This is a genomic window from Bradyrhizobium sp. Kon37 (genome assembly GCF_055807535.1).
In genome coordinates, this window is record NZ_JBVVOY010000034.1 from 1 (window position 1) to 13,609 (window position 13,609).

Genomic DNA, 13,609 nt, shown 5'->3' on the forward strand with positions numbered 1-13,609 from the left:
CCAGCGCAAAATAGAGATCAAACCACAGCGCCGAGGCCGACCAGAACGTCGCAAGCCCGACCGGCTTCTCCGGGGCTTGAAAGAGATTGCCGGCAAATACATACCAAAACGCCATCGCCAATGCCGTCCAAAGAATTGACGACGCAAAGAACAACTTTGGTCGAGGGAAGAATGAAACGAACATACTCGCTGTCCTTTATCGACTCAGAACTTCAGCTCAGAAGATGAACACACCGCGGCCGCTGGCCACCACCGGTCGGCAAGCGTTATCGGCGATCTGGGCATTGGCGGTGTGGTAGGAAGCCTCGGGTGGAGAACGGCTCGCTCAACCAATAAGCAAAATCCTTCGGGCCGCATCCTGCATCCGCCGAGGGCGGAGGTTGTGTTTCGCATGCTCTGTCGACCGCGGGACACAGCGGCATCTGCGACGAACGGGTCAGCACCTGCAGGACATTGATTCTATCGAATAGTCATCTGATCTCTCGGAGCCGGTGGGTGCAACACGAGCATGGTCGTAACGGGGTCTTTAGTGGCGGCACGGGACAAGAGCAAGAGTTTTGCAAACCGCTTCATTCTTCTCACTTGCGGTGTGGCTTGCGACGATCTGACTTGCGTGCGCTTACTCCGCTGAAATCAGCGGTCGCAATCTATGCTCGCACCCGAAGGTGGATTGCGACGCTGTTGGAGATGATCTGCAGCGCAACCTGACGCAGCGTTCGGTTCACGCATTTCTTTCAACGCAAATGTTGCGATGCAGTTACAGCAATTCGCGCGGACGTTGTTACGACGCATGAGGCTCGGGGCACTGAAGAGATGAGAGTAGAAATGAAAAACTTATTGCTTGCGACTGTGAGCATTGTGGGGCTTGGCGCGTTGGTGCCCGCATTCGGCGCGGATCTGGCTGCGCAGCCGGCCAAGCCTCTCTACACCAATGCCCCGCGGCCGTCGCGGCTGCAATCTACGACTGGAGCGGCTACAACGTCGGTATGAACGGCGGCTTGGCCTCAAGCTCGAATTGCTGGGATTCCGATGGCGGCAAGCCTGAGGGCTGTCATGATGCGACCGGCGGAAGCGTGGGTGGCCAGATCGGCTATCGATGGCAGATGGGCCCGATCGTGCTTGGTCTTGAAGGCCAGGGGAACTGGGCTGATTTGACCGGCTGGAATCCCAGCGCTGCTTTTTTGGATATCAACCAGACCAAGATTGATGCGTTCGGCCTGGTAAAGGGGCAGATCGGTTAGGGCTTCGACAACGTACTGCTTTAGGCCAAAGCGGCGCCGCGGTGACGAGCAACACGTTTCGAATCATCTGGACGACGGGCGAGCTGGGTGGAGAAAGCAAGCACGTTCTTTGGGGCGGCGCGTTGGCAGCCGGTATCGAGTACGGCTTCGCACCGAATTGGTCGGTTGGGTCCGAGTACGCACACCTGTTCATGCGGCCTGCCATGGTCAGCTTCACCGAGCCCGCTGGTGGGATCGACCGCGTCCGCCAAGATTTGGATCTTCTGACTGCACGGCTCAACTATAAGTTTGGCGGCCCGATTCTTCTCAAATATTGATCTATCGTTCAAAAAGGTAGATAAGGCCTTGGCCCATGGGCCGGGGCCTATTTTGGTGCGCCAGGCATGGCGCGGAGCGCCGCGACTGGCGCGGTTGACCGGCTTTCAATTGCCCATAACTTTCTCCGCTTGAGCTGATCCGCCGATCAGCAAAATCTTGAAGAATCACTTGTGATTCCTTGCTGAGCACCTGATGCGCGAGGGGGTGCTCTATGGGGCTCACATTGAGGGATCGATCGGCAAAAGGCCGTTTGCGACTTGTAGGCGGTGAATGTTGGATTGATCGAGAGACTAGTGGATGCCAGTCTAGGGACGCGCGGCTCGGCGACAGATTCCGCTGCTCACGCAGATTGGAAGCGCCATCGGACAAAGTATTCCGCTCGTCTGCCAATTGGGCGAATACCAAGGCAGCTTATCGCTTCTTCTCTAATGACCGGGTCAGCGAAGCGGACATTCTGGCGGGCCACTTTCAATCGGCGCGTGAGCGCACGATTGCCGTCGGCGGTCCGGTTCTAGTGCTCGATGATACGACCCAGTCAGCTATCAAAGATAGAACTCCGACCGATCGGAATCACGAAGAGCATAAACAGCGGCCGGGGACAAGGCGGGCTGCCTGAGCTCGCACACGGTTTGCGGCATCCTGATGCACTCGAGCCTGGCGGTGACGACTGAAGGGCTCCGCCTGGGCTGGCCGCCGTCAAATTCCGGACCCAGAAGAAATTCAAGGGGCCGCCGCGCCCAAGAAGACTAGGATCCAGATTCAATTGAGCCAATATGCGACGAGAGCGGCAAGATGCGCAGCGGCCAAGAAATTCCGGCCGAGCTTGTCGCACCGCGGGGCGATGCGCCGGGAGTCCTTGAGCCTGCAAAAGCAGTGTTCGAGACGTTTCGGCCTTTGTAGGCGCATTTGTTGAAGCGCTGGATGGCAACACGGTTAGATTTATTGGGGATTACGGGTTTCGCGCCGCGACGAATGATTTCGCCGCGAAGCTTGTCGCCGTCGTACCCTTTGTCGGCGAGGAGCGCACTCATAGGTGGCGCGAGCGCCAGCACATCGGGAGCCGCTGCGATATCGGCATCCTGGCCTGCCGTCAGATGCAGGACGACCGGCCGGCAAAGGAATCGCTCAGCGTATGGAGTTTCCTCGTACGGCCTGCACGCGAGCGGCCGATTGCTTGATTGTGCTCCCCCTTTTCCGCCGGAGGCACACCGGTGAGCTTTAATCGAGGTCGAATCGAGCGACAGCACAACCCCATCTTCGCCAGGCGTGGCCAGCGCTTCGAAGTTGCGCACCATCGTCCTCGCTTGCCCAGCGATGAAGCGATTGTAGATCGTCGTGTAAGGGCTGTGGAAGGAAAATAGAAAACAGCAAGTGTGAATATGGTTGGCTGCGGTCAACCGATCGGCGGAGCGGTGAGGAGGCAGTTTGATCGGCCGCAGGTTGATCGGGCCGTTGCTTTTGCTGCAACAGGCTTAGGGTTGGTGGGGCATAGTATGTTGCAAGCCCTAGTCCGCACTGAAGGACAGCCGCTAAGTCCCGATCTATCTCAGTATAGGCAAGAGCCTCAAAATGTTCGACGACTGGCCTTGAGCGGCCATGCGAACAGCGCCGGCCACGCATCTGGGTCGGTTCTTGCACAATCGATGTCATCGCTTGCGCGCCGCAGCCGACCTGCAGCACCAGACCATTATCCAGGCGCCGACAAATGCAAAAAATCACAAGTCAGAAGAAGTCTCGCGTGCATTAGTCGCGGGTGCCATGCAGAGCGCACGTCTACTACAACATCCGGTAGGTGCCAGCGCCGACGAATGGGTGGCGTTTTTGTGCGGTAACCCACGCGCGCTCGTGGTGCGCCATGACGCAGTGAGTCGGTCGGTTCAATTTAAGAACAAGCTCATTGCGTTCGCGAAGCATTGGGGCTTCCGTCCTCGCGCCCGCGCTGCGTATCGGGCGCGCACGTAGAGAAGATGGAGAATGGCCTCGGCTACGTGAAGAAGAACGCGATCGCGGGTCATTCATTTGCGGGTTGGTCGGACCTCGACCTGCTTTGCAGGGTGGCGGCAACCAAGCAGGCCAGCACCCTGCGCTCTGACATCGCCGACATCGCTCGCCAAGCGCTAATGCGGCTCGACCAAGAGATCATTTGTGCCGCGGGCAGCGTGCAATGGCGTGAGCCAACAACCGCGGAAACGGCCGAACTCCTGGTGAAGCGTCAAGGCGGTGTCGACAGCATGACCTGAGTCCGCGGGACCACTGACCCGGACCCCGACTGACCACAGCTTCACCTTTCCGCCACTGGAAGACCATAAGCTAATCGCAGCGCTTCGGCACGACTAGATCAGCGCCCCCTGCGTCGTCCCGTGCGCTCTCATCTGGAATGGCTCCGACCGCCCCAGCGCGCCTTGAGGCGCGGCGTGACTCAAGGTGCTTCCACATGACAATTTGAATTTGGAAATTCTTGCTTGGTGGTCGCGCGACCATTGGAATGTTTGTGCACTCGGTCGCGACCTTGGAGACATATGTTTCTTTCTTCCTTTCACTGTTGACAGTTTTCTCTTGTCCTCCATACGAAAGCATGGTCCCAGGATGCGCGTAGTACTCAGCCGCGTCGCTCGCAACATCGGATTACCGTTCGCCTAGTTGATGGAACGTATCAAAAATGAGCCACGCTTCGGAAGTGTCAGTTGAGCGGGTCACAATTCCAATCTTGCGGCGGTGGAGGCAGGAGCGGCGGCGTGTCACCATGACCACCGCCTATGATGCGGTTACGGCAGGCATCGCCGACCCCGTCGTCGACATCATTCTTGTGGGCGACAGTGTTGGCAATGTCTGTCTCGGATTCGACAACACGTTGCCGGTCAGCATGGCAATGATGAACCATCATCTGGAGGCTGTTGCACGCACAAGGCCCCGTGCTCTGCTCGTGGCCGATCTGCCGTTTCTTAGCTTTCACCTTGGTCCGGAGGAGACGATACGTAACGCTGGAGGGTTCCTGCAGCGAGGCGCAGATGCCGTGAAACTCGAGGGCGGGGCCAAGCGCGTGGAAATGGTGCGTGCCTTGGTCGATTGCGAAATTCCTGTCATGGGCCATCTCGGCCTCACCCCGCAAAGCGTCAATGTCATGGGCGGATTCAAGGTGCAGGGCCGGAACGCCGATGACGCTTTACGGCTGCTCGATGACGCTCACCGTCTGCAGGAGGCCGGATGCTTCGCGTTGGTGCTTGAAGGCATTCCGGCCGAGCTAGCCCAGCGAGCGACCGAATCGCTATCGATACCAACCATCGGAATCGGCGCGGGGCCCGACTGCTCGGGCCAAGTGCTCGTATTCCATGACGTGCTGGGGCTAACCATAGGTCATCGGCCCAAATTCGTTCGCGCCTATGCAGATGGTTTTCAGATGTTACAAGAGGCGCTCTCGCGCTGGGCTGCCGATGTCCGCACCGGTGCGTTCCCGGCGCCGCAGGAGTGCTATCGGCTTCCTGAAAGCCTGAGTGACATTATCGCAACCTGGGCTCCTCCCAACCCAACCTGATGTAAGGTGCAACGATGCAGACGATTACCACGGTCGCTGAGCTTCGTCGTGAGCTAGCGAAGGCTTGCAGCGCGGGCAAACGCGTCGGGTTAGTGCCTACAATGGGGTATTTGCACGATGGCCATCTGGCCCTGGTCGAGGCGAGCCGAGCGCAATGCGATATCACCGTCGTTAGCATTTTCGTCAATCCGACTCAGTTCGGACCAAACGAGGATCTCAGCAGCTATCCTCGCGATTTCGTGCGCGATGAAAAATTGTGCCGCGATGCCGGTGTTGAGATTGTGTTCGCGCCGGGTGCACAGGAAGTCTATCCGGCTCAATTCGAGACCTTCGTCGAGCCGGGCGAACTGGCGAAGCCACTCTGCGGGGCTTTCAGGCCTGGGCATTTTCGGGGCGTGGCGACCGTCGTGTGCAAGCTGTTCAACATGGTGCATCCGGACGTCGTGTTTTTCGGGCAAAAGGATTTTCAGCAATGCGCGGTCGTGCGTCGCATGGCGACAGATCTCAATCTTCCCATCAAGATCGGCACCGTGCCAACCGTTCGGGAACCCGACGGGCTCGCGATGAGCAGCCGCAATCGGTATCTCAGCAAGGAAGAACGTCGGCGAGCCGTTGCCATCAGTCGTGGACTGTTCGCCGCGGCGGAAGAATTCCGCGCAGGAGTGCGCGAGGTGGAGAAGCTGATTGCGATCGCCGAGCGGCAACTTGAGACAGTGGATCGGCTGCAATATCTTGAACTTGTCGACGGTGATACGCTCAAGCGCGCCGAGAGTCCCCTGCGGTTTCCGGCGGCGCTCTGTGTCGCAGCCTACGTTGGTTCGACCCGACTGATTGACAACGTCCTACTGGGACTACCAACTCCGTAGCGCAATTCAGAACCAAACCGATAAACTATCTTTTCGTTATAATCCACGGATCGGCCGACCGATTCACCTGTTCAGGCCGTGGGCCCAACCCAGCGATTTGAGACGGTGCAGGTCCGGGTTTTGAGCGTCGCGCACTCCGCGACCCTTGTTCCGCCGACGCAGCGCAAACCTTAGCATCTGGATGTGGGTCGGACATGGATTTAGCGATGAAGGGCTGGGTGCGCAAAGTTCAAGCCGCTCAGCGCCGGACTCATCGCCGTTTTGTCCCTGAACGGACTCAGTGTGGACGTGGGCCGGTCCGATTGAGCCCGGCGCCGCCAAAGGCGACCGTAGTGAATGGAGTGCGCGCCCGGTGCTTCTGCGGAATTCGCCGCTAGTTCGCTCGAAAAGCAAGCCGTCTCAGCTCCCAGCATCTTCGGCACCGTCGACCATCTCCAACTTGCGCACAGCAGTCAGATGACAGTCGCGGCGTTCGGATCCACGACTCCACATTGAGACCAAGCTTGTTACCTCCCGCGCCTCTATTCACTCACGACGCGCGAAGTCGACATCGCGATGACCCTGGACACGCAGGCCCCGGGTCAGGTGACGTCGCAAAAGCGTACTGACTACACACTCCATCTCAAGGGTCGGAAGTATAAGTCAAACACCGCCGCTGGCCCAAATCCTTGGCGGATCTGGCGGGTCACGTTTTGTCGGCCTACATCCCCGAACTGCTTTCCACGGAGAAACCTATCGAAATTCGGTGATCGCATCCAGTCCTGCCGACAATTTGCAGCACGAGCGTGATGGCGCAGGCCGATGCGGTGCAGTATGGAGCGGCGCTTCTGAAAATGTTGCATCCGAAAAAAGTGCGGCCTCTCGGATAGATACTCGATTGCTGTCCGCGTGTGACGGCTGCACCGATAAAGGCCGCTCTCGACGCCATTGTAGTGGGTTTTCCTGCCGACAAGCGCATATTTCTGCATCGTTGATGGTGAGGCGCTCAACCAGAACTGCCCCGATTTGAACGAATATGAACCTTACTCGTGAATGGAGGGGCGTGAATTGTCTCTCCCGAGCAGCACAGAAGTTTCCGTGCTGGCCTCCCTGAGCCAGAGCGGCGAGTTGGGCGATGGCGGATCGGGAGATCCGGAGCACCTTGTCTGGGATTAGGACGTCCCTATGAGGGGATACGGCCTGGATTATGCGTCGATGGGAGAGGTTCTGACGAACTAGCCGGACTCGACTCTGCTTTATGTGCTACCGAAATTATCGGCCTTTGCCATGTCAAACACCATGGACGTGGAAGCGAGGAATTCGCGATGTCACAGATGAATAGCGCCCGATTCACGGACGATCCGCGCTCTTTATTGCGCTCCAATCTTGATGAGCTTGAGCAGCGCATAAATCGGGCTTGTATGCGGGCTCGCCGCAGGCGTTCAGAAGTTCGTGTTTTACCTGTCAGCAAGACCGTACCCGCCGCGGTTATCCGTATCGCATCCGAACTCGGCCTTTGCGAGTTCGGCGAGAACAAGGTCCAAGAGGCGGAGAGCAAGGTCCGCGATTTGGCCGACCTGTCGTTGAACTGGAGTGTCATCGGTCACCTCCAGACGAACAAAGTGAAATCCATGGTCAAGTTCGCGAACGAGTTTCATGCGTTGGATACCTTGAGATTGGCTGAAGCGCTCCAGGCCCGCCTGAGCGCCGAAGGCCGGCATCTCGACGTGTTCGTCCAAGTCAACACCTCGGGTGAGGTGAGCAAATACGGTTTGCCGCCCCACGAGGTAGAGGACTTTGTTCTTCGGCTGTCCGATTATCCAGCCCTTGTCCCTCGCGGCTTGATGACTCTCGCCGTTCTGAGCGGAGAGGCGGACAAGGTTCGCGAATGTTTCAAGTTGCTGCGGGGGCTTCGAGACGCACTCCGCGATAGAACATCGACGCGACTTGATCTCCTCTCAATGGGGATGACAAGTGACTTCGAGATAGCAATCGAGGAAGGTGCCGATGTCATAAGAGTTGGTCAGGCGATATTCGGACCTCGGGCGACCAAGGACGGACAGTATTGGCCCGGGCTTCCTCTCCCCACCAGCGCGCTATCCGAGTGAGGCCCCGGGACCTGCCGCGAGTTCTGTTTCGTCCGTCGCCTGCCAACAGCAGAGTAAAATCACCACACGAATGCTTGCAAGTCGCCCCGTCACGATCCGCATGGCGCCCCTTGTGAGCTGACCAGGCTCGATGGCGGACCCACTCTAAGTCGACACGCCGGAGCCTCGCCGATTGCAGGCGGGCCGCCCAACGGAAAACACGGCGAATTTCTGCGCGACCAGGAACACTAAGGTGCGCCGCGAGGTTCTTCTGCATCAGGGCTAGGGCTTGCGGAGTTCTCTTCCATGGCTATCCAAATCGTGATGGACCATACAGGCGGGAGCCGACATTGTTTTGACCAAAGCGACCTGAAGGGCCTGGCCAGGCCGAGCCGCGCTTCAACAAGCTGACAGGCCGCGGTTTATCGCTGTCAATCGGACGGCGGCGGGTGATCTTAAACCCGTACGGGCATTTGATCCGAATGCAGGTGAGACGCTGCTCTGTTCGCGCCTTGTCGGGACTAGCCAGACTCGCCGGCGCGGCAAATGTTTTTGCTTAGACGCGGCGGTGTCGCAAGTAGCGCGCGTTTGCGCGCCCCGCGTTCGCTTTATCGGAGCTTCATCGAGCAAAATGGCCGGACGCGCGTGCGCGACGCCTTCTGCGCAATTGGTTATCTCCAAGAGCAGCGTGCGCAATTTGATGCGATGGTTATTTCGAAGTCACCGGCTCTCACATCGGGCGACGGTATCGAATTCATCAGGGCACCATAGTTTTGGAGCTTGATGAAACATGTAGCCTAAGATCGGGTGGTGTTTCGTTCTCGAACAAGCGCTCGTAGCCGGCGACGTGATGCTCGCTCAGAAGATCGAGCTCGAGACCGACGAAGCCGCAGTGCGCGCGCTTGCCAACCGGTTTTGTCCGAGACTGCCCGTCCTGCCCCGAGTAGTACGGCGTGCTTACTAGTCCGCTCATGGGTGGGACCGCCGCCTGTGACAGCGGCAGCCCCTAGCCGCGAAGGCGCCGTTTACGCGATACATCGGCAGCTCCGCGGCTGCAGGTAAGCCTCAACCCGGCGATCGCCTTCTGCAATGTGATCCACTTGTTAGCCTTACCGCACGCGAGTGGTCCTCTGCTGATGATCTCAACACTTGCCATTGTTTCGCGTGAACGCCTCGTGCAACTGCCTCCGTCAGCAGGGCTCGGTGGGTCACTGAGATATGCGATTGTTAGCCTGCCCAAAAGATACGTCAGGGTGCTAGCTTCGCAGAAGCAGGGATTTGCCGTCGCATATCGATGAGTTCGAGCGCTCCATCTCTTGACGCCCGCATCAAAATCAAACGGACGCGCGTGGCCAGGCAACGAAGCCGCCGCGCCGAATAGAATGGCGCGCCGTCTTAGCATTGGGTGAACCCGGACGGGGCAATGACCGGTGCCTGAACGTAACGCTCCGATGCGTCGCCGCAATCAAGACCCCAAATTAACATTGATGCCCTGGGTCGAGGTTAATTCTGGAACCGAGATTCGAGCGTGCAAGCGAGCAGGACCTTCTGCTTTTCAGCCTCCGCGCCCCCACCGATATTCATCGTTTCCCGGATCTTATCGCTCGAGGATTGGACATGACACTGGACGTACAAGAGATGGACTGCGAGAGCGCCCGGAGAAGCTCTACGCGAAGTGCCGCCCACGGCGTTTCGCTCGTTTTGAACCAGAGCGGAGGGAAGCGAGACCGCTGGCGCGCGTGAGCGAACTCTACGGACGCTCGCCCGATTTAAGGGTCCGCGGCTGAATGAGCTGGTCCCGCTACTCTGATCATCGGCGGTGCCACGGGATCGTCGCGTCGAATAATTACAAGATCGGCACGGCAGAAGCAGAGCGCCGAAGGACGGGTGAGCAGATGCCACTTCTCCTGAGAATTCTATAACGGCATCCGGAAATTATCAATCGTGATAGAGTTCTATTGATCCGAGCACCTGAAAGGTATTGATAGGTTCAAGCGGCTTAGCGGTCTCTGTGCTGCCCGCCGCAAATGAACTCGACCCATATTTCCGCAGTACTGCTCTTTTCGCGTTGACCGGTATCTTATCGAGCCGCGCATTTGTGAAACCGATCTATACGGCCGCGTTTAAGAAAGCTCTGCAAGCCGCAGGAAGTTTGCGAATAGTGCGTCCCCTTGTGATGCGAGTATCGACTCCGGATGGAACTGCACGCCGTATGTCGCTTGATTGGCGATGGGCAAGAGCCATGATCGCCCTGTCCCAGAGCGCTGTCACTAGCAGAGCGCGAAGTGCCACCCTCGGATCACCCACAATGGTCTCTCCGTTGCAAATAGCTTTCCCGTCCGCGATCATATAAGCGCAGAAGTGATCGCACATCACATAAGAGGCTGCCCGAGTACCGGGTCGCTCATGCGGTATCCAGGAACGTGAGGTGCCTCCGTTGCGAGAGGCCTCGCATGGCTGTGACGGGCTCAATCCACTGCAGTTCCACTACTGCATGACTCTGTCGCTCCGCGATATATGGATGTTCATAATTCGGACCGGCGAAGGCGAGCGTTATATCACCAAAAAAACCCCTATATGCCTGTCAGCTAACCACGCCCGTGGCGAGGGCCTGCCGAACATACTGGCTCCGCATCTGCAGACATGCTGTAGTCGGCCGCGAGACGTAGCTCTCGCAGCCGCTTACCTGCCGGATCGATTGCTGGTAAACCTCGTGCGCTTTATAGGCTTCGAGCTGGCCTTTCCTTGTCGAACTCACCGTAGACGATCACGTCAATTTCGTTTAGCCGGTCACTCTGCGGTTGCGAGCGACTTCAAGCCGGCGCGCGTACGGGATTTTGGCGAGAACGGAAAGGGCTTCGATTATTTTGTCGATATATGCCTTATCGTTTGCGGTGAAGAATACGACAATCGCACTGCCTGGTGTTTAGCTGAATCTCCTTCGGCCGCTGTTCCGCAATTCGAGCCCGCAACGCTATCTCGCCCACAGCGTCAGATCTCACTGTCAGGGCGGCGAATTGTGCCCGTTCCCCAAGACGCGTCCGGCCGAACCGCTCGAGCCCGGGCGGGATTAATGCTCACCTAGCACTCCGGGGTAAAGCCAACCGGTGTGTTCTGGGAGGCTATTGTCTGGAGCACGGCACCGGCTCTCTCGACGGTCGCGATCGAGATGCGCACTCGCTGCACGCGGCCAAGTGATTTCAGCTCGGTCGGGAACATGCAAATTGACCTGATTTGCTGCACCGGCAAGCGCTGATGTGGGTCCCGCGCGCTTCTTGGCGAATAGATTTTCATCGTGCGGATAGCTTCCAAACAATGCGTACGTGCCCGCCTGGAATGGTCGGTCGGAAAATATGCATGTCTCTGACGCGCAGTTTGCTCTCCTCGATGAGGTTCATGACATGTCCAACGTCTCCCTGATCGGAAAAAATCACATACATCGCACCCTTCGGACTTAACCAGACGTGCGCCCCTCCGACCGCGGCGGCCATGACCTTGTGATCTTGATCGAAACACGAACGCTCCAGATCGTCATTGGCCTTGCGGTTCCAATAGGGGGCGGCAAAGATAATGGTATCAAATTGTGCTCCAGGTTGTAGCGCAGCATAGGTGTCACTCTCGATTGCTTCTGCTCGATCCCCATAGCCTAATCGCTCGATGTTTATCTTCGTCGAGAGAACGGCCTGCGGATTTATGTCGAGAGCGACTAGACGTCTTGCCCCGGCACGGAGTGCTGCAAGGCCCAGCACACCGGATCCGCACCCAAGATCGAGTACCGCCGCGCCGGGCTCGATGTGCCATTTTGAGATCAGTGCGTCCGGTGCGTGACTTAGGCGTGGTGACAAAACCCCGGGCAGGATGTGCAAAGACATGCCGCCGACTTCGACATCGTGCGGATCATTGTTCAAACGCAGTTCGGCCAACATTGCATCGACGTCTGTTGTTTGGCTGCGTACGGATGCGCCGGGTTGGGTGATCATTTCAACCTCCATGAGTGCTTAGCGAGCGGCGGGAGTAGTCCAGGACAGCAACACGGTGGGGCCAGACGCGTGCGAAACCGGCAAGCCGTTGACGTCAAACTCGATGATCGGGCTGAGAAGGTTGATCCGCTCGGGCGCGGTGTTGCACCTCTCGGATATGGCCCAAGGAAGATATTGCTCATCTGGCCGCGCCCACTCGCTTGGTGTCGTAGCTCTCAATAGCAACGTCCATGCCAAGCGTTGGCCGGATTAAGTTCGAGCTGGGTCTAGACATGCGCCCACATTGCGGGCCGTTCCAACCACACGATCGAGCGCAAAAGTCCGCGGCCCCCGGGACGCTGATCACAAGCGCCCTACCGTGAGCTCGCAACACGGTACGGCTCTCTGCTTAGCCGTCGGAAGGCCCTGAGCTCTCGATCGGCATCATCTTCCGTGATGTCGTCGTGCCGCTGATGTCTGGACGGCCGAGATCCGCGTTCTCATCCTGGTTGTCGCGCCATAGATGTATGCTTGAAAACAAAATGTCCGGAATAGGACAAGGGGTGAGCCGTACGTGTGTTGAAATGCGGAGCGGACCATCTCGCGCGCGTGGCGTGCGAATGAAAGCATCGGTTAGGTCGAGTAGATCGATGCTGCCCGCATTGTGCAACGTCGCGCGATGCGAATTCATTTTGTTTTGTCTCAATGCAGGGCGTCACGATGTGATGCGGCTTGTGCGTTCGGCAATCAATTGGTCGTCCAGGCTGGCAATTGGTGCGAGGATCGAACCGGATGCGGCGAATGTGCCGGTGCCGCTGTCCAGTCAATCGGCCAATCGGTGGAGGCGCAGACCGGCTCGGGCCTCGGCTCGGCGGCAACTTAAACCGGTGGCCCGGAAATTGCCTAAGTAAAAGCAGTGCCTCTGCGGGCGTCGCCTGCGCGAGGAACTACCAGATGTCCCAAATGGAGTGGAATCGAGGAGGGTTGGCCATGCTGATGCTCATGGGCCGCTCGGACACCGCAACGAACGAAGCGATGCATTTTGCCCATTCCATGCTGGAGGGCTCGGCGACGGCATTTTACGAAGTCGACGAGGGCTACAACCTCCGGCGCTTCCTCCTGTCGCGCATTCCGGAGCCGTTTCATCTACAGTACCTCGACGGCATGAGTGCCTTCGACCCGCAGCATCCGAGTCATGCGGGTCACCTTGCGGTGGCGCGCCTGAGTAAGACGATGGCCGGCCAGCAAGCAGGCGAGACAGCACTCTACCGCTCGTTCATCGGCCAATGCGGCATCGTCGACATGCTCGATTTCTTCTTCCGGTGCGACGACCAGATTGTCGCCGGGATCAGCGTCGTATGGGACAGGAAGGCCAGGATCCCGGAGGGCGCCGTGACCATCGCCGAGAAGATGCACCAGTAGCTCCAGTTCAACCTGGTCGGCCGCGCCGCCGCGTCCGAGGACGGGCAGCGCTACGGGCTGACCAGCCGCGAGATGGACGTGGTGCGGCTGTTGTGCTGCGGCCGCACCAATCGCGAGATCGGCGAGTGCCTTAAGATCGGGCCAGGCGACCGTAAAGACGCACCTCATCCACATCTTTCAAAAGCTCGGCGTGGAGACGCGCTCC

Annotated in this window: 9 protein-coding genes and 4 pseudogenes; 9 read left to right on the top strand and 4 right to left on the bottom strand. The window is 58.3% G+C overall.

Annotated elements, in window-relative coordinates; translation table 11 throughout:
* Window positions 1-184, bottom strand: a pseudogene (locus tag AC0L3J_RS34075) (peptide transporter); the annotation flags it as partial.
* A 641-nt stretch (window positions 185-825) separates the two neighbouring features.
* Between AC0L3J_RS34075 and AC0L3J_RS34080 the strand changes: the two are divergent.
* Both AC0L3J_RS34080 and AC0L3J_RS34085 read left to right on the top strand, forming a co-directional pair.
* Window positions 826-1,558 (top strand): annotated as a pseudogene (locus tag AC0L3J_RS34080) (outer membrane protein).
* 212 nt (window positions 1,559-1,770) lie between these two features.
* Complete coding sequence (locus AC0L3J_RS34085; protein WP_473349984.1) at window positions 1,771-2,175, top strand: transposase DNA-binding-containing protein; 405 nt, start codon at window positions 1,771-1,773, stop codon at window positions 2,173-2,175.
* A gap of 130 nt (window positions 2,176-2,305) precedes the next feature.
* Here AC0L3J_RS34085 and AC0L3J_RS34090 read toward each other — a convergent pair whose 3' ends face one another.
* Window positions 2,306-2,956 carry a transposase gene (locus AC0L3J_RS34090; protein ID WP_473349985.1) on the bottom strand — a complete coding sequence of 217 codons (651 nt, stop codon included), beginning with the start codon at window positions 2,954-2,956 and terminating at the stop codon, window positions 2,306-2,308.
* 256 nt (window positions 2,957-3,212) lie between these two features.
* Between AC0L3J_RS34090 and AC0L3J_RS34095 the strand changes: the two genes are divergently transcribed.
* The 6 genes and pseudogenes from AC0L3J_RS34095 (at window position 3,213) to AC0L3J_RS34120 (ending at window position 8,987) form a co-directional block, all read left to right on the top strand.
* Window positions 3,213-3,521, top strand: coding sequence for a hypothetical protein (locus tag AC0L3J_RS34095; RefSeq protein ID WP_446482531.1), 309 nt, complete (start codon window positions 3,213-3,215; stop codon window positions 3,519-3,521).
* A 5-nt stretch (window positions 3,522-3,526) separates the two neighbouring features.
* Entirely contained in the window at window positions 3,527-3,799 is a 273-nt protein-coding gene (locus AC0L3J_RS34100) for a phosphoribosyl-dephospho-CoA transferase MdcG domain-containing protein (protein ID WP_035973649.1), read from the top strand.
* A gap of 419 nt (window positions 3,800-4,218) precedes the next feature.
* Window positions 4,219-5,091, top strand: a complete 873-nt coding sequence (gene panB, locus AC0L3J_RS34105) for a 3-methyl-2-oxobutanoate hydroxymethyltransferase (RefSeq protein ID WP_473295520.1) — start codon at window positions 4,219-4,221, stop codon at window positions 5,089-5,091.
* A 14-nt stretch (window positions 5,092-5,105) separates the two neighbouring features.
* Window positions 5,106-5,957, top strand: coding sequence for a pantoate--beta-alanine ligase (gene panC / locus AC0L3J_RS34110; protein ID WP_473349986.1), 852 nt, complete (start codon window positions 5,106-5,108; stop codon window positions 5,955-5,957).
* A 1,304-nt stretch (window positions 5,958-7,261) separates the two neighbouring features.
* Window positions 7,262-8,044 carry a YggS family pyridoxal phosphate-dependent enzyme gene (locus AC0L3J_RS34115; protein WP_473349987.1) on the top strand — a complete coding sequence of 261 codons (783 nt, stop codon included), beginning with the start codon at window positions 7,262-7,264 and terminating at the stop codon, window positions 8,042-8,044.
* 525 nt (window positions 8,045-8,569) lie between these two features.
* Window positions 8,570-8,987, top strand: a pseudogene (locus tag AC0L3J_RS34120) (hypothetical protein).
* Window positions 8,988-10,146: 1,159 nt separating this feature from the next.
* Here AC0L3J_RS34120 and AC0L3J_RS34125 read toward each other — a convergent pair.
* Both AC0L3J_RS34125 and AC0L3J_RS34130 read right to left on the bottom strand, forming a co-directional pair.
* Window positions 10,147-10,242 (bottom strand): annotated as a pseudogene (locus AC0L3J_RS34125) (glutamine amidotransferase-related protein); the annotation flags it as partial.
* 1,071 nt (window positions 10,243-11,313) lie between these two features.
* The gene (locus AC0L3J_RS34130; protein WP_473349988.1) at window positions 11,314-12,003 is read right to left on the bottom strand and encodes a methyltransferase; all 690 of its coding nucleotides are present in this window, start codon (window positions 12,001-12,003) and stop codon (window positions 11,314-11,316) included.
* Between the two features lie 969 nt (window positions 12,004-12,972).
* On the opposite strand from AC0L3J_RS34130, the gene AC0L3J_RS34135 reads away from it, so the two are divergent.
* Window positions 12,973-13,404, top strand: a complete 432-nt coding sequence (locus AC0L3J_RS34135; protein ID WP_473349989.1) for a hypothetical protein — start codon at window positions 12,973-12,975, stop codon at window positions 13,402-13,404.
* Window positions 13,405-13,609 lie beyond the last annotated feature (205 nt).

Excerpts from the sequence above, each read along its gene's own strand:
- AC0L3J_RS34135 (WP_473349989.1), top strand. The coding sequence starts at position 12,973 with ATGCTGATGCTCATGGGCCGCTCGGACACCGCAACGAACGAAGCGATG.
- AC0L3J_RS34085 (WP_473349984.1), top strand. The coding sequence starts at position 1,771 with ATGGGGCTCACATTGAGGGATCGATCGGCAAAAGGCCGTTTGCGACTT.
- AC0L3J_RS34130 (WP_473349988.1), bottom strand. The coding sequence starts at position 12,003 with ATGATCACCCAACCCGGCGCATCCGTACGCAGCCAAACAACAGACGTC.
- panB (WP_473295520.1), top strand. The coding sequence starts at position 4,219 with ATGAGCCACGCTTCGGAAGTGTCAGTTGAGCGGGTCACAATTCCAATC.
- AC0L3J_RS34100 (WP_035973649.1), top strand. The coding sequence starts at position 3,527 with ATGGAGAATGGCCTCGGCTACGTGAAGAAGAACGCGATCGCGGGTCAT.
- panC (WP_473349986.1), top strand. The coding sequence starts at position 5,106 with ATGCAGACGATTACCACGGTCGCTGAGCTTCGTCGTGAGCTAGCGAAG.
- AC0L3J_RS34115 (WP_473349987.1), top strand. The coding sequence starts at position 7,262 with ATGTCACAGATGAATAGCGCCCGATTCACGGACGATCCGCGCTCTTTA.